This window comes from Pseudomonas sp. Y39-6, assembly GCF_023651955.1.
GTDB lineage: Bacteria > Pseudomonadota > Gammaproteobacteria > Pseudomonadales > Pseudomonadaceae > Aquipseudomonas > Aquipseudomonas veronii.
This window is the reverse complement of record NZ_CP069594.1, coordinates 6,306,111-6,325,602: the sequence shown is the minus strand read 5'-3', so window position 1 is coordinate 6,325,602 and position 19,492 is coordinate 6,306,111. Positions and strand designations below refer to the sequence as shown.

At 63.7% G+C, this 19,492-nt stretch carries 19 protein-coding genes; 8 read left to right on the top strand and 11 right to left on the bottom strand.

What is annotated here, in order from left to right; all coding sequences use genetic code 11:
* Window positions 1-130 precede the first annotated feature (130 nt).
* Window positions 131-1,525, top strand: coding sequence for an MFS transporter (locus tag JN756_RS28825; RefSeq protein ID WP_046381879.1), 1,395 nt, complete (start codon window positions 131-133; stop codon window positions 1,523-1,525).
* Between the two features lie 9 nt (window positions 1,526-1,534).
* Window positions 1,535-2,050, top strand: a complete 516-nt coding sequence (locus tag JN756_RS28820; protein ID WP_017849542.1) for a single-stranded DNA-binding protein — start codon at window positions 1,535-1,537, stop codon at window positions 2,048-2,050.
* 82 nt (window positions 2,051-2,132) lie between these two features.
* Here JN756_RS28820 and JN756_RS28815 read toward each other — a convergent pair whose 3' ends face one another.
* Window positions 2,133-2,957, bottom strand: coding sequence for an alpha/beta fold hydrolase (locus tag JN756_RS28815; protein ID WP_057005471.1), 825 nt, complete (start codon window positions 2,955-2,957; stop codon window positions 2,133-2,135).
* Between the two features lie 252 nt (window positions 2,958-3,209).
* Here JN756_RS28815 and tam point away from each other — a divergent pair, with 252 nt between their 5' ends.
* The gene (tam, locus tag JN756_RS28810; RefSeq protein ID WP_046381880.1) at window positions 3,210-3,971 is read left to right on the top strand and encodes a trans-aconitate 2-methyltransferase; all 762 of its coding nucleotides are present in this window, start codon (window positions 3,210-3,212) and stop codon (window positions 3,969-3,971) included.
* Window positions 3,972-3,992: 21 nt separating this feature from the next.
* Here the strand turns inward: tam and JN756_RS28805 are convergent, their stop codons facing one another.
* Entirely contained in the window at window positions 3,993-4,553 is a 561-nt protein-coding gene (locus JN756_RS28805) for a cysteine hydrolase family protein (protein ID WP_169881740.1), read from the bottom strand.
* 97 nt (window positions 4,554-4,650) lie between these two features.
* On the opposite strand from JN756_RS28805, the gene JN756_RS28800 reads away from it, so the two are divergent.
* Window positions 4,651-5,622 carry a GlxA family transcriptional regulator gene (locus JN756_RS28800; protein WP_046482562.1) on the top strand — a complete coding sequence of 324 codons (972 nt, stop codon included), beginning with the start codon at window positions 4,651-4,653 and terminating at the stop codon, window positions 5,620-5,622.
* A gap of 165 nt (window positions 5,623-5,787) precedes the next feature.
* Here the strand turns inward: JN756_RS28800 and JN756_RS28795 are convergent, their stop codons facing one another.
* Window positions 5,788-10,035, bottom strand: coding sequence for a DEAD/DEAH box helicase (locus JN756_RS28795; RefSeq protein WP_201021594.1), 4,248 nt, complete (start codon window positions 10,033-10,035; stop codon window positions 5,788-5,790).
* Between the two features lie 166 nt (window positions 10,036-10,201).
* On the opposite strand from JN756_RS28795, the gene JN756_RS28790 reads away from it, so the two are divergent.
* Window positions 10,202-11,086 carry a sugar nucleotide-binding protein gene (locus tag JN756_RS28790; RefSeq protein ID WP_026140363.1) on the top strand — a complete coding sequence of 295 codons (885 nt, stop codon included), beginning with the start codon at window positions 10,202-10,204 and terminating at the stop codon, window positions 11,084-11,086.
* 136 nt (window positions 11,087-11,222) lie between these two features.
* Here the strand turns inward: JN756_RS28790 and JN756_RS28785 are convergent, their stop codons facing one another.
* The 5 genes from JN756_RS28785 to JN756_RS28765 all read right to left on the bottom strand — a co-directional run bounded on the left by JN756_RS28785 (window position 11,223) and on the right by JN756_RS28765 (window position 15,141).
* Window positions 11,223-11,924 carry an OmpW/AlkL family protein gene (locus JN756_RS28785; RefSeq protein ID WP_079444805.1) on the bottom strand — a complete coding sequence of 234 codons (702 nt, stop codon included), beginning with the start codon at window positions 11,922-11,924 and terminating at the stop codon, window positions 11,223-11,225.
* A gap of 94 nt (window positions 11,925-12,018) precedes the next feature.
* Window positions 12,019-12,540, bottom strand: a complete 522-nt coding sequence (locus JN756_RS28780) for a DUF3299 domain-containing protein (protein ID WP_046482555.1) — start codon at window positions 12,538-12,540, stop codon at window positions 12,019-12,021.
* Between the two features lie 11 nt (window positions 12,541-12,551).
* On the bottom strand, window positions 12,552-13,817 hold the full coding sequence (locus JN756_RS28775) for an ABC transporter permease (protein WP_026140362.1): 1,266 nt from the start codon (window positions 13,815-13,817) through the stop codon (window positions 12,552-12,554).
* A 1-nt stretch (window position 13,818) separates the two neighbouring features.
* Window positions 13,819-14,529, bottom strand: a complete 711-nt coding sequence (locus tag JN756_RS28770; protein ID WP_057005475.1) for an ABC transporter ATP-binding protein — start codon at window positions 14,527-14,529, stop codon at window positions 13,819-13,821.
* A 6-nt stretch (window positions 14,530-14,535) separates the two neighbouring features.
* On the bottom strand, window positions 14,536-15,141 hold the full coding sequence (locus JN756_RS28765; protein ID WP_046381887.1) for a DUF2796 domain-containing protein: 606 nt from the start codon (window positions 15,139-15,141) through the stop codon (window positions 14,536-14,538).
* Window positions 15,142-15,273: 132 nt separating this feature from the next.
* On the opposite strand from JN756_RS28765, the gene JN756_RS28760 reads away from it, so the two are divergent.
* On the top strand, window positions 15,274-15,624 hold the full coding sequence (locus JN756_RS28760) for a hypothetical protein (RefSeq protein WP_128191662.1): 351 nt from the start codon (window positions 15,274-15,276) through the stop codon (window positions 15,622-15,624).
* Window positions 15,625-15,725: 101 nt separating this feature from the next.
* On the opposite strand, the gene trxA is transcribed toward JN756_RS28760, so the two are convergent.
* The 3 genes from trxA to JN756_RS28745 are packed head-to-tail and all read right to left on the bottom strand — an operon-like array spanning window position 15,726 to window position 17,745.
* Window positions 15,726-16,598 (bottom strand): thioredoxin, encoded by an 873-nt coding sequence (gene trxA, locus JN756_RS28755; RefSeq protein ID WP_177029849.1) that lies wholly within the window; start codon window positions 16,596-16,598, stop codon window positions 15,726-15,728.
* 32 nt (window positions 16,599-16,630) lie between these two features.
* On the bottom strand, window positions 16,631-17,293 hold the full coding sequence (locus JN756_RS28750; protein ID WP_201021593.1) for a class I SAM-dependent methyltransferase: 663 nt from the start codon (window positions 17,291-17,293) through the stop codon (window positions 16,631-16,633).
* Window positions 17,290-17,745, bottom strand: a complete 456-nt coding sequence (locus tag JN756_RS28745; protein WP_017849582.1) for a YbaY family lipoprotein — start codon at window positions 17,743-17,745, stop codon at window positions 17,290-17,292. The genes JN756_RS28750 and JN756_RS28745 overlap by 4 nt, the downstream gene beginning before the upstream one ends.
* A 139-nt stretch (window positions 17,746-17,884) precedes the next feature.
* On the opposite strand from JN756_RS28745, the gene nrdR reads away from it, so the two are divergent.
* Window positions 17,885-18,349, top strand: coding sequence for a transcriptional regulator NrdR (nrdR, locus tag JN756_RS28740; RefSeq protein WP_026140361.1), 465 nt, complete (start codon window positions 17,885-17,887; stop codon window positions 18,347-18,349).
* Window positions 18,346-19,482, top strand: a complete 1,137-nt coding sequence (gene ribD, locus JN756_RS28735) for a bifunctional diaminohydroxyphosphoribosylaminopyrimidine deaminase/5-amino-6-(5-phosphoribosylamino)uracil reductase RibD (RefSeq protein ID WP_046381891.1) — start codon at window positions 18,346-18,348, stop codon at window positions 19,480-19,482. Before nrdR ends, ribD begins: the two co-directional genes overlap by 4 nt.
* Window positions 19,483-19,492 lie beyond the last annotated feature (10 nt).

Here is a 19,492-nt window from a genome sequence, read left to right as displayed (position 1 = left end):
GACTGGATGAATATACACTGTCAAGGTGCCAGGTGCAGCCTTACATGAAACCTGCGCGGCAAACCGCCGCATATACCCTCTCAATCGATGGGACTGGTAGAATCGCCGCCGGTTCACACGAGGTTTTTCCATGCACGATCCCCACAGCGAACGCATGAGTAGCGGCGAGACCCGAGCAGCAAGCGGTCTGGCCCTGGTGTTCGCCTTCCGTATGCTTGGCATGTTCATGGTGTTGCCGGTGCTGGCGACCTACGGGATGGATCTCGCAGGCGCGACCCCCGCCCTGATCGGCCTGGCCATTGGCGCTTATGGCCTGACCCAGGCAATTTTCCAGATTCCGTTCGGGATCATTTCCGACCGCATCGGCCGCCGCCCGGTGATCTACCTCGGGTTGATCGTGTTTGCCCTCGGCAGCGTACTCGCGGCCCAGTCCGATTCGATCTGGGGCGTGATTGCCGGGCGTGTCCTACAGGGCGCCGGCGCGATTTCCGCAGCGGTCATGGCCTTGCTGTCGGACCTGACCCGCGAACAACACCGCACCAAGGCCATGGCCATGATCGGCATGACCATCGGCCTGTCGTTCGCCGTCGCGATGGTGGTCGGCCCGTTGCTGACCCGCGCCTTCGGTTTGCACGGGCTGTTCCTGGCCACCGGCGGCATGGCGTTGTTCGGTATCGTGATCGTGGCCTTCATGGTGCCGCGTTCCACCGGCACTCTGCAGCACCGTGAATCCGGCGTCGCGCGCCAGGCGCTGCTGCCGACCCTCAAGCACCCGGACCTGCTGCGCCTGGATTTGGGTATCTTCGTGTTGCACGCGATGCTGATGTGCAGCTTCGTGGCCTTGCCCCTGGCCCTGGTGCAAAAAGCCGGGTTGCCCAAGGAACAACACTGGTGGGTCTACCTGACCGCGCTGCTGATTTCATTCTTCGCCATGATCCCGTTCATCATCTATGGCGAGAAGAAACGCAAAATGAAACGAATTTTGCTCGGCGCCGTCGTGACGCTGATGCTCACTGAGCTATTCTTCTGGCAGTTCGGCGACAGCCTGCGGGCGCTGGTAATCGGTACGGTGGTGTTCTTCACCGCGTTCAACCTGCTGGAGGCTTCGCTGCCTTCGCTGATCAGTAAAGTTTCACCGGCCGGCGGCAAGGGCACGGCGATGGGGGTGTATTCCACCAGCCAGTTCCTGGGCTCTGCACTGGGCGGCATCATGGGTGGCTGGATGTTCCAGCACGGCGGTTTGTCGGTTGTGTTCCTCGGATGCGCAGGTCTGGCTGCCCTCTGGCTAGCCTTTGCTGTTACCATGCGCGAACCTCCCTATGTGACGAGTCTGCGCTTGCCGTTATCGCCTGAAGCGATACGCGAAGCTGGCTTGGCCGAGCGTCTTAAGGCCGTTACAGGGGTTACCGATGCTGTGGTTATTGCTGAAGAAGCCGCCATCTACATCAAATTGGACACCGAATTATTGGATCGCGCGACGCTCGAGCAACTGGTCAACCCAGTGCCGACAGCGCGCCCAGCTTAGGAGAACGTTATGGCCCGTGGGGTTAACAAAGTCATATTGGTCGGTACATGCGGCCAGGATCCCGAAGTTCGCTACTTGCCTAACGGTAACGCCGTGACCAACCTGAGTCTGGCGACCAGCGAACAGTGGACCGACAAGCAGACCGGCCAGAAGGTCGAGAAAACCGAATGGCACCGTGTGTCGATGTTCGGCAAAGTGGCAGAGATCGCCGGTGAATACCTGCGCAAAGGTTCGCAGGTCTACATCGAAGGCAAACTGCAGACCCGCGAGTGGGAAAAAGACGGCATCAAGCGTTACACCACTGAAATCGTGGTCGACATGCAAGGCACCATGCAACTGCTCGGCGGCCGTCCACAGGGCGACCAACAGGGCCAGGGCGGCATGTCCAACTCGGCACCGCGTCCACAGCAGTCGCGTCCGCAGCCAAGCCAGCAACCACAGCGTGAGTCGCGCCCAGCGCCACAGCAGGCCGCTCCGCAACCGGCTGCGGATTTCGACAGCTTTGATGACGATATTCCGTTCTAGGCCATACCAACGCACCCCGCAGCAAACTAAAAAAACCGCGCCGCCGACAAGGCCGCGCGGTTTTTTATGCGCCTTACATCGTCTAAAACTGCGCGAAGCGCAACATATCGGCGTTGACCCGCTGCTTGTGAGTGTCGGTCAACCCATGAGGGGCGCCTGAATACACCAACAACTGGGCGTCTGGAATGAGGCGTTTGCTTTCCAAGGCTGACGCCTGGATCGGCACGATCTGATCGTCGCCCCCATGGATAATGAGCGTGGGGATATTGAAATGCTTCAGGTCATCCCGAAAGTCGGTTTCAGAAAATGCCTTGATGCTGTCGAAGGTATTTTTGTGCCCTCCCATTACACCCTGCATCCAGAATGAATTGATCAAGCCTTGCGAGGGTTTGACGCCTACCCGGTTGAATCCATAGAAAGGGCCGCTGGCCAGATCAAGGTAGAGCTGCGAACGGTTGGCAATAGAGTCGGCACGCATCCCGTCAAAAACTTCGATCGGCGTCCCTTGGGGGTTACTGGGGGTTTTCAGCATCAATGGCGTTACCGCGCAGATCAAGCCGGCTTTGGCCACGCGCGAAGTGCCATGACGAGCGATATAGCGTGCAACTTCACCGCCTCCGGTGGAAAAACCGAAGAGGATCACGTTGCTCAGATTCAGGTGCTCAATCAGTTCCGCCAGGTCGTCCGCGTAGTGGTCCATGTCATTGCCGCCCCACGGCTGGCTTGAGCGGCCATGCCCTCGGCGGTCATGCGCGATGGCGCGAAAACCGTTGTTGGCGAAATGCAGCATTTGCGATTCCCAGCTGTCGCTGTTCAGTGGCCAGCCGTGGCAGAACATAACAGGCTGGCCGCTGCCCCAGTCCTTATAGTAAAGCTCGTTGCCTTCGCGAGTTGTCAGATAAGTCATGGCGTAGCTCCATTGACGTGTACAGACTTGGCGGTGAAGGCCAGAAAACCGTCCGTAGACACTACGCTGGCATGGGTATTAACGACCCGCAGAGGACTTGGCTCGTGCAGGTCTAATCTGATCTTAGTTCGGTTTTGCGCGCGCTGCGTAAGGGCGTTGGCATCTTCCGATGGTAAGGTGATCCCTGGCGTTTGTTCTCGCGGCTCACACGATTTAGGCTGTGGCCAACCTTTAAACACAAGGAACGCCGCGATGACCTGGTCCGCCAAGCAATACACGCTGTTCGAACAACAGCGCACACGCCCCGTCCGTGATCTGGTCGCGGCCATTCCCAATACCGCGGTGCAAACCGCCGTCGACCTGGGCTGCGGCCCCGGTAATTCCACGCAAGTGTTGGCCGAGCGTTTTCCGCAGGCTCGCGTCACCGGCATGGACAGCTCCGACGACATGCTGGCCGACGCCCGCAAGCGCCTGCCGACGCTGAACTTCGAACGGGCGGATATCGGCGCCTGGAGCCCGGCGCAACCGTTCGATGTGATCCTGGCGAATGCTTCCCTGCAATGGCTGCCGGACCACGCCACGCTTTACCCGCACCTGGTCAGCCAGTTGACCTCCGGCGGAACCCTGGCGGTGCAAACCCCGGACAACCTCGACGAGCCCGCCCATCGGCTGGCGCGTGAAGTCGCCGCCGATGGCCCATGGTCCGCCAGGATCGGCGCGGTCAAACACAATGAACGGCACACGGCGAGCTATTACTACGAACTGCTGAGCAAACACTGCAGCGCCGTCGACGTGTGGCGCACCACCTACCTGCACCCGCTGGCGGATCACGCGGCTGTGGTGGAGTGGTTCAAGGCCTCGGCATTGCGGCCGTTCCTCGCACCGTTGAGTGACGACGAAAAAGCCGCTTTCCTGCAGGACTATCAGGCGCGAATTACCCAGGCTTATCCGGCCCTGGCTGATGGCACCGTGCTGCTGCCTTTCCCGCGCCTGTTCATCATCGCAACCCGCTAGCCCCACGCCCGCACGTGGCGGTCAGGCCGCCGCTTGCGCCTGCAAGTATTCCTGCGTCGACACCACGCTCGCATACCCAAATGCCAGCGATGCCATATACGCCCCATGCACCTGCGCCGCCGGAATCACTTGCCCGTTGAACTCCTGATCCCGCGTGGCGCAGGCGTCATGGAGCACGGTGACCTTGTAACCGAGGTCCGCCGCCGCCCGTACCACGGCGTCGATGCACATATGGCTCATGCTGCCGACCACCACCAGGTCAGTGATGCTGCGTTGTTCCAGCACGGTGCGCAGCTGGGTTTCGCGAAACGCATTCACGAAATGTTTAAGCACCACCGGCTCACTGCCTTCGTTCAGCACCTTGGGGTGCAGATGCGCGCCTTCGGAGCCTGGGGTGAAGAACGGCGCATCTTCCGAGGTGAACTCATGGCGCACATGAATCACCGCATCGCCCGCCTGGCGAAATGCCTGCAGCGCCTGCGCGGCCTTGTCTGCCGCGGCTTCCACGCCGTCGAGCGGCCACTTGCCTTGGGGGAAGTAGTCGTTCTGGATATCGATTAGGATGAGCGCTTGCTTGGCCATGTGTGTTGCCTCGTGATGGGTTGATGGGCGCCAGTATCTTAGCTGGCGCACCGACCGGGGATTGGCTGCACCGACAATAACAGGGGGAAAACTGACAATGGCCGTGGAACGCTCGATCATCGAGTTGGGTGTGTTGATCTATCAGGGCGCGCAACTGGCGGCGGTGCATGGCCTGACCGATCTGTTCGGGGTGGCCAACCGGATCGCCGCCGCGCACCAATCCGCGCAATTGCCGCTGCTGCGGGTCAGCCATTGGCAGGTGGCGGCAGATGGTACGCCCGCGCGCGTATTCGCCAGCCATCCCGGCCCCGGCCAACCGCTGATGGCCGTGCTGGTACCACCGTCGATTGGCGAATTCACCGAGCAACAGACGCCACCCGCGTTGTTGCAATGGCTACGCCAACAACACGCGGCGGGCACCGTGCTCGGTGGCGTGTGCATCGGCTCGATCATGCTGGCGCGCAGTGGTTTGCTGGACGGGCGCAGCGCCACCACCCATTGGTCTTCCGCCAGTACGTTCGCAGAGCATTACCCCGCGGTGCGTCTGGAAGCGGATAAACCGATCGTCGATGACGGCGACCTGATCACCACCGCCGGGCTGATGGCGTGGTCCGAACTGGGCCTGCGTCTGGTCGACCGCCTCATGGGGCCGAGCGTTGCGGCGGACACGGCGCGCTTTCTGGTGATCGAACACAGCGACAGCGCCAGCCAGTGCGGCAGCAACTTTGCGCCGATTCTCGGGCATGGCGACGGCGCGATCCTGAAAGTGCAGCACTGGTTGCAAGCCAGTGGCGCGGTGGATGTCTCGGTGGCGGCGATGGCGCAGGAAGCCGGCCTCGAAGAACGCACGTTCCTGCGGCGCTTTCGCGGCGCGACGGGTTTGAAACCCACCGAATACTGCCAGCACCTGCGAGTGGGCAAAGCCCGGCAAATGCTCGAGTTCACCAACGGCACCATCGACCATATCGCCTGGACCGTGGGCTATCAGGACCCCAGCGCGTTTCGCGCCACCTTCAAGAAAATCACCGGCCTGGCCCCCAGCGAGTATCGCAGCCGGTTTGGTGTGTGAAGAATGTTTCGTCGTCACCGCCCTCGCTCGCCTCGTCAGCTTCCTATAGGCCTGATGATGTTCTGGCCTCATCGGGGGCAAGCCCCCTCCCACATTTGATTGTGTTCACAGATCAACGTGTGGGAGGGGGCTTGCCCCCGATGAGGCCTTCAAAGTCACCCTGACTCAATGCCTGATCAACTTCTCCTGCACCGCCTGCTGATCCACATCCAGCAGTATCTGTTGCTTGCCAGCCACCATCACCGCCGCCGGCAGCCCATCGCGATACACAATCCGGTTACCACTCACCGCCGGCACCTTGCTGCCCGGTAGCAGCGTGCCCACCAGGTTCAGCGGATCAGCCCCGCACACCGCGATCAGGCTTCCATCATGGGCCCGCCGCCGCACCTCACGCAGCAGCGGGATCGCTTCCGGCAACGCAAACTGCTCGCCCGCCAACCCGCTGACGAACCGCCCGCCGCGAATCTCCCCGCGTGCCTCCAGGCGGTGAAAGGTGCGCAACAGTTCGCGCCAGTTTGGCAGCCAATCCGCCTCGCGCTCCAGCAGTCGCCAGAACACCACGCCGTAGCGACGCAGCAAGGTCATCGCCACATGCTCCAGGGTTTCGGCCGAGTGCGGGCCGGCGGCGGTCGACGGGCGCCGGATCAGCGCCCAGCGCCCGGCATCGTCCATGCCGCCGACAAATGCACCGCGCCCGCGCCGGCTGCTGCGCGCCTGGCGTTTACTCGCGGGCGTGGTCAGTGCACGCAGCCCGGCGAAACTGTCGGCGTTCACCAGGCCGGCACCGACCAGCTCCTGCAGCGCCGTTTCCAGCTCGCTGCGCAGCAGATGGGCTTCGTGGGCCAGCTCATCGAAAAACAACGCGCCGTGTTCGCGCAGGGTCTGGTGGACTTTCTGCGCCTTGGGCGACAACGTCGTGCTGTCGGTCTGTTCGGTCAGCCCGCTCCACAGCGGCACCTGGCTGCGCGGCAGCAGCACCACGGGCGTGCTGCGCAGGGCGGTGGCGCCGGGCTTGTTGCTCAGGCGTGTCCACACCAGCTTGCCGCTGCGGCACAGGTCGTCGAGCCAGGTTGATGTGTAATCCTTGAGCCGCGCGCTGAGCAAGTCACTGTCCCAGGCCGAGGTGGCCGCCGCGTAGCCTTCGAACTGGGCGACGATCTGCGGCAACATCGCGCTGCCCTGGCCACGCGTACCGTCGGACAGGTGCTGCCAATCGAACAGAAAGCGCATGAAGTCCTGCAACGCCACAGGCTCGATTTCCCGGCGCAGGCGCTTGACCGTGTAGCGATGAATCCGCGCCAGCAGGTGCCGTTCGCACCATTGTTCCTCGCGGGCGCCGGGGCTGAAACGCCCGCGCAACACATAGCCTTCCTGCTCCAGGCGGGCCAGGGCCTGGGCGATGTCGGTCACCGGCAGCCCAAGGGGCGCGGCGATTTCGATCAGGCTCAGCGGGCCGAACCCCCCGAGGCGCGCGCGCAGCACTTCCACCAGCGCGTCATCGAAGGTCCAGGGCTCATCGAAGCCGGGTAACAGCGGCAAGTCGTTGGGGTAAATCGCCCGCAAGCAACTCAGGCGTTCCACCGCCACCCACTGGCCTTGGGGCAGATGACAGGCGCGTCCGCCCTTGGCCAGCGTTTGCAACCACTGCCGCCATTGCGGCGTGACCTCGCTGTCGACGATGCACGCCAGGCTCATCAACGCCTCATGCATTTCATCCAGGCCATGGGGCGCCGGCCAGGCCTCTTCGCGCACGCCGGCGATGGCGTCGGCGTCCAGCGCGCCAAGGTCGTCGGTGCTCTGCGGGTCGCTCCAGCGCCGGTTGAGCACGGCCTGGGTGCGGCGTTCTTCCAGCGGCGCGTCGTCGAGAAAGGTGTAGGGCCGCGCGCTGAGAATTTCCGCGGCCATGGGCGAGGGCGCCGGCAGGTCGCGGCTGATCAGGCGTACCTCGCCGCGCTCGATGCGCCGCAACAGGGCCAGCCAGGCGTCGCTGTCCATCGCTTCGTGCAGGCAGTCATCCAGGGTTTGTTCGACCAGCGGGTGGTCGGGTACTTCGCGCTCGCCGGCGAGGTTTTCCAGGCACGCGATCTGGTCGGGAAACACGCTGGCGATCAGGTCTTCGCTTTTCATCCGCTGGATCTGCGGCGCCACCTTGCGCCCGCCGGTAAAACGCGGCAACGCCAGGGCCACCCCGGCGTTCCAGCGCCAGCGCACGCCGAACAACGGCGCGTCGAGCACGGCCTGGATCAGCAGGTGCTCGGCGGTCTGGCTGTTGAGATAACGCCACACCTCATCCAGCGCGAAACTGTGGCTGGTGGACAGCGACAGCACGATCGCATTCTCGCTGGCCGCCGCTTGCAGTTCGAAGTTGAAGGTGCGGCAGAAACGCTTGCGCAGCGCCAGGCCCCAGGCGCGGTTGATACGGCTGCCGAACGGCGTGTGGATGATCAGTTGGGTGCCGCCGGACTCGTCGAAAAACCGCTCCATGATCAGCGTGTCCTGGGACGGCAACGCGCTGAGCGCCAGGCGCGCGCGGGCCAGGTAATCCACGATCTGCTCGGCGCTGGCGCGGTTCAGGCCCAGGGTGTCGGTGAGCCAGGCGAGGGTGGGCTGCAGATCGCCGGGCGTGGCGCCGAGCAGTTCGTCCAACTGGCCCTGCAAACGCGCGACCGCCGCCGACAGTTCGCGGCTGCGCCCCGGCGCTTCGCCGAGCCAGAACGGGATGGTCGGCGGCTGGCCATGGGCGTCCTCGACCCGCACCTTGCCGGCTTCGACCCGCAAGATCCGGTAGGACGTATTACCGAGCTGGAAGACATCCCCGGCGATGCTTTCCACCGCGAAGTCTTCGTTGACGCTGCCGATGTTCAGGCCCTGAGGCTCGAGCAACACGCTGTAGTCGGCGTTGTCGGGGATGGTGCCGCCGCTGGTCACGGCGGTCAGCCTGGCGCCCCGACGGCCGCGCAGGGTGCCGGTCACGGCGTCGCGGTGCAGGTAGGCGCTGCGGATGCCCTGGCGGCCGTTGTAGCCGTCGCAGAGCATCTGCACCAGCGCCTGGTAATGGCGTTCATCCAGCTCGGCATAGGGCGCGGCGCGGTGGATAAGTTCGAGCAGCGCCTGTTCCGGCCATTCCCGTGCGCTGACTTCGGCGACGATTTGCTGGGCCAGCACGTCCAGCGGCGCGACCGGAATGTGCAAGGTGTCCAACTCGCCCCGGCGCACGCAGTCGAGCAGGGCGGCGCATTCGATCAGGTCATCGCGGGTGGTAGCGAACAGGCGCCCCTTGGGCGTGCCGCCGACCTGGTGCCCGGAGCGGCCGACTCTTTGCAGAAACCCATTGATGGAACCGGGCGAGCCGATCTGGCACACCAGGTCGACCTCGCCGATATCGATCCCCAACTCCAGGGATGCGGTGGCGATCAGCACTTGCAGCGCGCCGGCCTTGAGCCGTTGTTCGGCGTCCAGGCGCAACTCCTTGGCCAGGCTGCCGTGGTGCGCGGCCACGGCGGACTTGCCCAGGCGCTCGCTTAAATGCCGCGCCAGGCGTTCGGCCAGGCGCCGGGTGTTGACGAAAATCAGCGTGGTGCGGTGTTCGCGGGCGAGGGCGGCGAGGCGGTCGTAGACCAATTCCCACACGTCGTTGGCCATTACCGCTGACAGCGGCACCGACGGCACTTCGATATCCAGGTCACGCGGGCGCGCATGGCCGATGTCGACGATCGCGCACGGACGTGCCGTGCCCACCAGAAAACGCGACACCGCCTCGATGGGTTTTTGCGTGGCCGACAGACCGATGCGTATCAACGGCTCGGCGCACAAGCCTTGCAGGCGTTCGAGGCTCAGGGCCAGGTGACTGCCGCGTTTGCCCGCCGCGATCGCATGGATCTCATCGACGATCACCGTGCGCGTGCTGGCGAGCATCTGCCGGCCGGAGTCCGAGCCCAGCAGCACGTAGAGCGATTCCGGCGTGGTCACCAGAATATGCGGCGCACGCTTGCGCATCAGCACGCGGTCTTTTTGCGGCGTGTCGCCGGTACGCACGGCGGTGCGGATCGCCAGCGGTGGCAGGCCCAGTTGCTGTAAATGCGCGGTGATCCCGGTCAGCGGGGTTTGCAGGTTGATCTGGATGTCGTTGGACAGCGCCTTGAGCGGCGACACATACACCACCTGGGTTTCATCCGGCAGTTGCCCGCCGTTGGCCAGGCCTTGATGAACCAGGTCATCGAGCACTGCGAGGAAGGCCGTCAGCGTCTTGCCGGAGCCGGTGGGTGCGGCGATCAGCGTCGAGCGGCGCTGGCGGATCAGCGGCCACGCCTGGGCCTGGGCGTGGGTCACCGAGGGGAAGGTGCTGCGGAACCAGGCGCTGACGGCGGGGTGAAAGCCGTTCAAGACCGTATTGGTTGTTTCAGGAAGGTTCATGATCCCTATATGCAACCGCCCGGGCCAAGTTGCAAGCCCGCACTTTGTCCGTGACGGTTGCGCTACAAACCCGCAAAATGCAACGATTCTGGCAAATACCCACGGCAAGGCTCAAACGCCTGTCGATACTAGCCATCGTTCCAAACAGACCGGGCCAGCTCAATCTATGCGAATGCGCCTTATGTTGTTGGGCGGCGGGAATGCCCTCGGGCAGGCGCTGATTCGCCTCGGTGCAGAGGAAGACATCGGTTTCCTCGCCCCCAAACCGCCCCAAGACGGCTGGGATGCCGCGAGCCTTACCCAATTGCTCGACGACACCCGTCCCGATGCGTTGATCAACCTCGCCTACTATTTCGATTGGTTCCAGGCCGAAACGGTCAGCGAAAGCCGTCTGGCCGCCCAGGAGTCGGCGATCGAACGCCTGGCCGAACTGTGTCAGCACCACAGCATCACCTTGCTGCAACCGTCCAGCTACCGCGTGTTCGATGGCTCCCGCGCCACTGCCTACAGCGAAAAGGACGAGCCGGTGCCCCTGGGCCTGCGCGGCCAGGCGTTGTGGCGTATCGAACAGAGCGTGCGCGCCACCTGCCCGCAGCATGTGTTGCTGCGCTTTGGCTGGCTGCTGGATGACAGTGTCGACGGCACCCTCGGGCGTTTCCTGGCGCGGGCCGAGCAGACTGAAGAACTGCTGATGGCAGATGACCGTCGCGGCAATCCGACGCCGGTGGACGATGCGGCGCGGGTGATCATCTCCGTGCTCAAGCAACTCGACTGCGCGGCGCCGCTGTGGGGCACTTATCACTACGCCGGTCACGAGGCGACCACGCCGTTGGCGCTGGGCCAGGCGATCCTCACCGAAGCGCGCAGTTTCCGTGCGCTGGTGATCGAAGCCCCCACCGCCCAGGCCCATGCGGCTCGGCCGGATGCCGGTGAAGAACCACAACACGCGGTGCTGGCCTGCAAGAAAATCCTCCACACCTTCGGCATCAAGCCGCGGGCGTGGCGAGCAGGGTTGCCGGCGTTGCTGGATCGGTTCTACCGCCGTAGCTGAAACACCCCAAAGCAAAATGTGGGAGGGTGCTTGCTCCCGATAGCGGTGGCTCAGTCAATGAATCTGTTGACTGACGCCGCGCTATCGGGGGCAAGCCCCCTCCCACATTGGTTTTGCGGTGTTTGTTAAATATCGCTTAGAACTTGTAGCCGATACCAACCATGTAAACGAATGGATCAACGTCAACATTGACCTTGGCGCGAGTGCCTGGGCCCAGACCGTTGTTTTCCACGGTGGCCGTGGTGCTGATGTCGATATAACGGACCTGGCCGTTGATCATCCACTTGTCGGTGATCATGTAGTCAGCACCGATCTGTGCGGCCCAGCCCCAGGAGTTGTCGGCCTTGAAGTTGCTGAAACCGCTTTGTTTCGCGCTGCCGCTGAGGCTCTCGTCATAGATCCAGGTGTAGTTGATACCGGCACCCACATACGGTTGGAACTTCGAGGCGCTGTCCAGCGGGTAGTACACGACGCTCAGGGTTGGCGGCAGTTGTTTCAGGGAGCCGAGCTTACCGTTGGCTGCGTTTACGGAAGTGCCCTTGAGTTTCACGTCATGCGAGAACGGGGTGGCCGCCAGCAGTTCGATACCCCAGTGGCTGCTGAACATATAGGCGAAGTTCAGACCCAGTTGCGTGTCGCTGCTCAAGGTCGCCTTGCCGCCCAGGTTGGCGCCGGTCGATGGGCCCTGGTCAACTTTGACGTTACCGCTGTCTGTGTTCGGGTTCACGGTAATCGCACCGGCACGAATCAGGATGTCACCGGCCTCGTAAGCGTGGGCAACGGGGGCGGCGAGGGCGAGCGCGAAGAGTGACGCGCCGAGCAGAGACTTATTGTTCATGGGAGCTCCAGAGGACGTTTAAAGGTTGTACATCCAATGGTAAAGATCGTTCCGTTCGGTCTTTTGACGCAGCTCAATGAATGGGTGATAAGCGCTATTCCGGCAATTCGTAGACGTAAATCTTCTCGGCATCCATCTGATAGCCGGCGTCGGCCAACTCACTGGAGGACGGTTTGACCTGCATCACGCCCTCGATCCAATACGGCTGATACAGCTCGTCGAGTTTCACGCCGACTTCGCTTTTCACATGCACGATCTGGTTCGACGGCGGTGGCGGTACGTGAATGCACGCGCCGAAATACGGCACCAACAGGAACTCGGTGGTACGGCCTTCTTCACTGACTTCCAGCGGCACGATATAGCCCGGCAGGCGGATATGCCGGCCGTCGAGGCTTGGCACCACCGGTGCGTTGGGCAAGTCCTGCTTGGCCGCTGGCGCGGCCTCCACCGATAACGCATCGGCCATTTTCGACAGGTCGTGCAGCGGTTTCATATTGGGGATTTCCGGCGGCGCGTCCGCCGGGATCATCTCCTGCCAGGACAAATCCTTGGGCTGATCCTCCGCCCAGGCGGGCGCAGCCAGCAGCAACAACAGGGCAAACAGGGCACGACGCATCGAAGCCTTCCTCATAAACGTATGGACAGGCCATCGGCCAAGGATTGTCGATAGGCCCGCCACGCCGGCACGCTGCCCATCAGCAGCGCCGCCGCGAGGATACCGGCGAGCAAGCTCCATTCATACTCGCTGGGCCAGGCCATCGGCAGGTCCAGGCCGTAGTTGGCCTGCAGGTACCCGCGTGAAGCGGCGATGCACACGTACAGCAGACCCACGCCGGCGATCACACCGGACAGCGCCAGGGCGAAGGCTTCGAAGATCAGCAACGTCGCGATATGCCACGGCCGCGCGCCCACCGAACGCAGGATCGCCATTTCGCGACGGCGCTCGTTGAGGCTGGTGAGGATCGCGGTGAGCATGCCGATCAAACCGGTCAGCACCACGAACAGCGAGATCACGAACAGCGCTTTTTCCGCGGTGCCCATCATGCTCCACAGCTCTTGCAGCGCCACGCCGGGCAGGATCGCCAGCATCGGTTCGCCACGGAATTCATTGATCTCGCGTTGCAGGGCGAAGGTGGAGATCTTGTTGTTCAAGCCGAGCATGAAGGCGGTGATCGCCTGCGGGGTCAGGTCCATGTTGCGCGCCTGATCGGCACTGATGCGGCCTTTGCCCTGGGCCGGCACGCCGTTGTGCCAGTCGATATGGATCGCCTCCATGCCGCCGAGGCTGATATGCAGTGTGCGGTCCACCGGGGTGCCGGTGCGCTTGAGGATGCCGACCACGGTGAACGGTTTGTCATCGTGCTTGACCAGGCTCACCACCGCCACGCCATGGGCCAGCACCAACTGATCGCCGAGCTTGTAGTGCAGCGCTTCGGCCACTTCGGCGCCGAGTACCACTTCGAACGGATCGGTGGCGAAGGCGCGGCCGCTGGCCAGTTCGAGGTGTTGCTTGCGGCCGTACTGGTAGTGCTCGAAATAGGATTCGTTGGTGCCCATCACCCGGTAGCCGCGATGGGAGTCGCCGAGGGAGATCGGAATCGCCCATTTCACCTGCGGGTTGGCGGCGAAGTGTTCGTAGCTGTCCCAACGGATATTGTTGGTGGCGTTGCCGATGCGGAACACCGAATACAGCAGCAGGTTGACCGAGCCGGAGCGCGCGCCGACGATCAGGTCGGTGCCGCTGATGGTGCTGGCGAAACTGTTGCGCGCTTCAACACGTACCCGCTCCACCGCCAGCAGCAGGCACACCGAAAGGGCGATGGCGAAGGCGGTGAGGATCGCGGTAAAGCGGCGGTTAGCCAGGCTGGCCATGGCTAGACGGAACAGATACATCTCAAACCTCTGCGGGCGTGGCGGCGCGATTGAGTTCGGCCAGCGACAGGTGACGGTCGAACAGCGGAGCCAGGCTCTGGTCATGGCTGACAAACAACAGGCTGGCGCCGGCCTCGCGGCATTCGGCGAACAACAGTTGCAGGAAGGCTTCGCGGGCGTCGTAGTCCAGCGCCGAGGTGGGTTCGTCGGCGATCACCAGCTCCGGCTGGCCGATCAGCGCACGGGCGGCGGCCACCCGTTGTTGCTGGCCGATCGACAGCGAGTCGGCGCGGCGCTCCAGCAGGGCGCTGTCCTTCAACCCCAGGTGCGCCAGCAACGCCGCGGCGGCCTGGTCGACACTGCCGTGGCGCTGCTTGGCCCGCTGCGCGCGCAGCTTGGAAAAGTGGCACGGCAACTCGACGTTTTCGCGCACCGACAGGAACGGCAGCAGGTTGAACTGCTGGAAGATGTAGCCGGTGTGGTCGACGCGAAAACGGTCGCGGGCACCGGCCGAGAGGTCGGTCAGTTCCTGGCCGAGCAGACGGATGCTGCCTCGGCCGGGTGTCTGCACGCCGCCCAGCAGGCCGAGCAGGGTGGTCTTGCCACTGCCGCTGGGGCCCTTGAGAAACAGGGTCTCCCCCGGTTCCAGGCGGAACGCGGGGATGTCCAGCAACGGCGGGTGTCCGGGCCAGTTGAAGCCCAGGTCGGACAGTTCGATCAATGCGTGGCTCATGGCTACTCAGAACTTCAGGGTGGCTGCTGTGACCGTCGCTTCCACACCTTGCTGGCCGCTCGGGCCGATCAGTTGTACCTGAATTTTCTGGGTGGCGGGGAAGGTCTTGAACACCTGGCTCAGGTCGAGGTTGCTCAAGGCCGTCGGCGTGGCGCAGGTGAACTGGTAGTGGGCGTGGATTTCGCTGTGGTCGTGATGATGCTCGTGGGCGGCCGCGTCTTTGTCGGCGGTGGCGTGGTCGTCATCGTCGTCATCATGCTCGGCTTCGGGCTTGTCGCCGAACAGCGGGCTGTTGAGTTCCTGGGTGCTGACCACGCAACCGGCGGCCTTGGGCAGGTTGAACAGGGCGGCTGGGTTTTCCAGCTGTTTGCGCACGGCGGCGACCTTGGCTTTGTCGGCGGCGCTGGTGGCCGGGTGTTCGAACCCCACCAGGTTCATCGCCGGGCTGTCCAGCTCAAGCTCCAGGGCCTGGCCGTCGAGCACTGCGTTGAGACGGCCGACCCCGTGTTCATGGGCTCCCAGACTGGCATGCTCATGATCATGCTCGTCAGCGGCGTGGGCGATAGCCAGTGGCAGCAGGGCAAACGGCAAAGCAAGCAGCAGACGGCGCATGGGGAAGCTCCAGAACATGAAATTTATGTTATGTGATCTTATAACAATAGTGTCGAGAGTTTGACCGTCCGCTTGGCGTTGCGCAAGCCGCATGGGAGCATGCCCGTCGGAAAAAATGCAGGAGTAGGGACGATGTTGCGGATTCGTGGAACTGTCGGCGACCTGCCGGTGGACTTGACCCTGGAGCTGGATGACGCTGATTGGGCACGCCTGCGCGCGCAGTTGCAGACGACGCCGGTGCCCAGTGCCACCGCTGCGCCGGTTGTTGCGGTCAAGCAGAACGATGACCTGTGGCAGAACGCCCAGGACCTGTTGCGCGCCGCCGGCCAGCTCAACGGGCTGGAATTGCTCGATCAACTGGAAGGACTGGCCGGCGACGCCGCGGCGGGCAAGCGCCTGCTGGTGCGCCTGCGCCATAGCGGCCAGGTCAAGGTCAGCAGCGGCGGTGATACGCCGCTCTATACCTGGATTGACCCGTTGTAGGAGCGAGCTTGCTTGCGAAGAGCGTCAACCACAACGCGCCCATCCTGAATGAATGCGGTGTCCTTGAGTTTTTCGCGAGCAAGCTCGCTCCTACAGGGCGATTAGTACAGCGCGGCGAACAGCTTGCGGCGGTACGCGGTCACCAGCGGGTGATCGTTGCCCAGCAGTTCGAACACCTGCAGCAAGGTCTTGTGCGGCAAGCCTTCGCTGTAGCTGCGGTTGCGGATGAACAGTTTGAGCAAGCCTTCCAGCGCGGCATCGTACTGCTGGCGTGCCAGTTGCTGAATGGTCAACTGATAGGCCGCTTCATCGTCCTGCGGGTTTTGCGCCAGGCGGCTTTTCAGGTCGGCGGGGTCGGGCAGGTCGGCGGCCTGGCGCAGGAAGGTGATTTGCGCCTTGGCGCCAGCGAGGGCGGCCTTGTGCTCGTCGCTCTTGACGGCGTCGAGAACGGCCTGGGCTTCACCCAATTCACCGCGTTCGGCCAGGCAGCGCGCGTACAGAATCAGCGCGCCGGCGTTGCTGTTGTCTTCGCCCAGCAGCGCGACCAGCACGGCTTCGGCTTCACTGATACGGCCCTCGGCAAACAGCGCCTGAGCCTGCTCCAGCGGGTCCGCCGCAGCCGGCGGCGGCATCTGCACGTGAGGTTCGAGCATCGCCCGCACCGCCGACTCCGGCTGCGCCCCGGCAAACCCGTCCACCGGTTGGCCGTCCTTGAACAGCACCACCGTCGGCAGGTTGCGAATACCAAAGCGCGCAACGATGTCCTGCTCGGCCTCGCAATCGACCTTGGCCAGCAGCAATTGGCCCTGATAACTCTCGGCGATCTTCGCCAGCATCGGCATCAACGCCTTGCACGGCGCGCACCACTCGGCCCAGAAGTCCACGAGCACGGGCTTTTCGAAGGAGTTCTGGATCACCGCCTGGTCGAACGTGGCGGTGGTGGCGTCGAAGATATACGGCGTGGGCTCACTCATGGGGCGTCTCGAATAAAGCGGGAATGGGGCAACTATAAGGGCTGGCGCCGCGAATGGTACAGGCTCACCTTGCGAAACTCCCAAGGCTCGGCCAAGTCCGGCAATGTCAGGGCATCGAGTATCGCCAGGCGCTGATAATCCGGATGCTGAAAGTCCCGCACCCGCGAGTCCGCCACCAGTGCTTCACGCCCGCGCGTGAGGAATTGGTCGAGCAGCGGCAGGTTGGCGCGGTCGTAGAGCACGTCGGCCACCAGGATCAGGTCGAAGCGGTCGGCCTCGGCGAAAAAGTCCGTCGAATAGCCCAGTTCAACCCCGTTGAGTTCGGCATTCGCACGGCAGGACGCCAATGCCAGTGGGTCCAGGTCGCAGGCCACCACTTCCAGCGCGCCGGCCTTGACCGCGGCAATCCCGGCGACGCCGGAGCCGGCGCCGAAATCCAGCACGCGCTTGCCCGCGACCCATTCCGGGTTCGCCGCCAGGTAGCGTGCGAGTGCCAGGCCGCTGGCCCAGCAAAAACTCCAGTAGGGCGGCTCATGCAGGATGCGCCGGGTTTCTTCGGGGCTGAAGGCGCGGTCCATGTTGTCGGCGTCGAGCAGCCACAACGCCAGGTCGGTGCCCGGCAACGGGCAGGGCACCAGCTGTGCGTCGCCGATCAGGGCGCTCAGCGCCCGTTGCAGGTCGAGCGGTGGCGTCATGGTGCCTTGACGAGTTGCAGGGGGCCGGTGGTCTGGGTGATGGCCTGGGTGATGCGTACTGCGGGCAGGTGCAGGATCAGTTGGCCGGACTGGCTGGCGCGCCCGCGCAGTTCGACCCGCGCACCGGCCGGGAACGCGTCGGGGCTGAAGCGCAGGCGGAAGGCCAGGGGCTTGCCGTTGCCGCTCAGCACGCTGCTGGCGAGCAGTTGTTGCGGGCGGCTGCGGTCGTCGATCACCAACAGCGCCATTTCGACTTCGGCGCCGGCGGGCACGTTGGTCAGGCTGCCGTTGATCTCACGCTGGTAGGCCGGCAGCGGGCCGAGGTCTTCGATGCCGGGGACTTTTTTCTCTTGCGCCGGCTGAGGCTGCGGCGTCGAAGGTTTTGGGGCTTCGCTGCTGCAGGCGACCAGAAAACCGAACAAGGTGAGTAAAACGAGTGGTCGTAACTGCATGTACGGCTCCAGAAAGGACAAAATCCGTGGCTTAAAAAACACGAAACATAATCGTCAGCCTATATACCGTAAAGGCTATGGCTTGTCTTGCCACGGGGATGCGCTACCATGGCCCTCCCTTTTTTTGTTGCCTGCCACCATGCACTGTCCCTTCTGCGGTGCCAACGACACCAAGGTCATTGACTCGCGTCTGGTCGCCGAGGGCGATCAAGTGCGTCGCCGGCGCGAATGCCTGGCCTGCGGTGAACGTTTCACCACCTTCGAAACCGCCGAACTGGTATTGCCGCGCCTGATCAAATCCGACGGCAGCCGCCAGCCTTTCGACGAAGACAAATTGCGCGCCGGTATGCAGCGCGCCCTGGAAAAACGCCCGGTGAGTGTCGAGCGGCTGGAGGCGGCGCTGGCGCATATCAAGCACAAGTTGCGCGCGACCGGCGAGCGCGAGGTCAAGTCCCTGGTGGTTGGAGAGCTGGTGATGGGCGAGCTGCAAAAGCTCGACGAAGTCGCCTATATCCGTTTCGCTTCGGTGTATCGACGTTTCCAGGACCTCAATGAGTTCCGCGAAGAGATCGACCGCCTGGCCCGTGAGCCGATCAAAAAATGAACCCACCGTCTGCTGAACAGGCCATCCTCGACGCCCATTACATGGCCCGCGCCCTCGAACTGGCGCGCAACGGCCTGTACACCACCCATCCCAACCCGCGTGTGGGGTGTGTGATTGTGCGCGATGGGCAGATCGTCGGCGAAGGTTGGCATGTACGTACCGGCGAGCCCCATGCAGAAGTGCATGCCTTGCGCGCAGCCGCTGACAAAGCCCGTGGCGCCACGGCCTACGTCACCCTGGAACCCTGCAGCCATTACGGCCATACCCCGCCGTGCGCCGATGCGCTGGTGAGTGCCGGGGTGGCGCGGGTGGTCGCGGCGATGCAGGACCCCAACCCGGACGTCGCCGGGCGCGGTATGCAGCGCTTGGCCCAGGCCGGCATCGAAGTGCGCAGCGGTGTGCTCGAAGTGGAAGCGCGGGCGCTCAATAAAGGTTTCCTCAAGCGCATGGAACACGGCCTGCCGTTTGTGCGGGTCAAGCTGGCGATGAGCCTGGACGGCCGCACCGCGATGGCCAGCGGCGAGAGCCAATGGATCACCGGCCCCGCCGCCCGCGCCGCCGTGCAGCGCCTGCGCGCCGAGGCCAGCGTAGTGCTGACCGGCGCCGACACCGTGCTGGCCGATGGTGCGCGCCTGACCGTGCGCGCCGCCGAACTCGGCCTGGACGCAGAAACCACCGCGCTGGCCATGTCGCGTCCGCCGCTGCGCGTATTGATCGACGGCCGCCTGCGGGTGCCGCTCAATGCACCGTTCTTCAAGGCCGGCCCGGCGCTGGTCATCACCTGTGTCACTGCGGAAAACCAGTTCCCCCGTGGCCCCGAGTGCCTGGTGGTGCCCGGTGTCGATGGCCAGGTCGACCTGCGCTCGGCGCTGGTGGCGTTGGCGGCCCGTGGCGTCAACGACGTGCTGGTGGAAGCCGGGCCAAGCCTGGCGGGCGCGTTCGCCCAGCAGGGCCTGGTGGACGAATACGTGATTTTCGTCGCCGGCAAGTTCCTCGGCTCAGCAGCCCGGCCTTTGCTGGACTGGCCGCTTGAGAAACTGGCCGACGCGCCCCAACTCAAGATCACTGAAATGCGCGCTGTGGGCGATGACTGGCGAGTCACTGCCATCCCTGTGCCAGCAGCGAGCGTATAATTCTGACCGG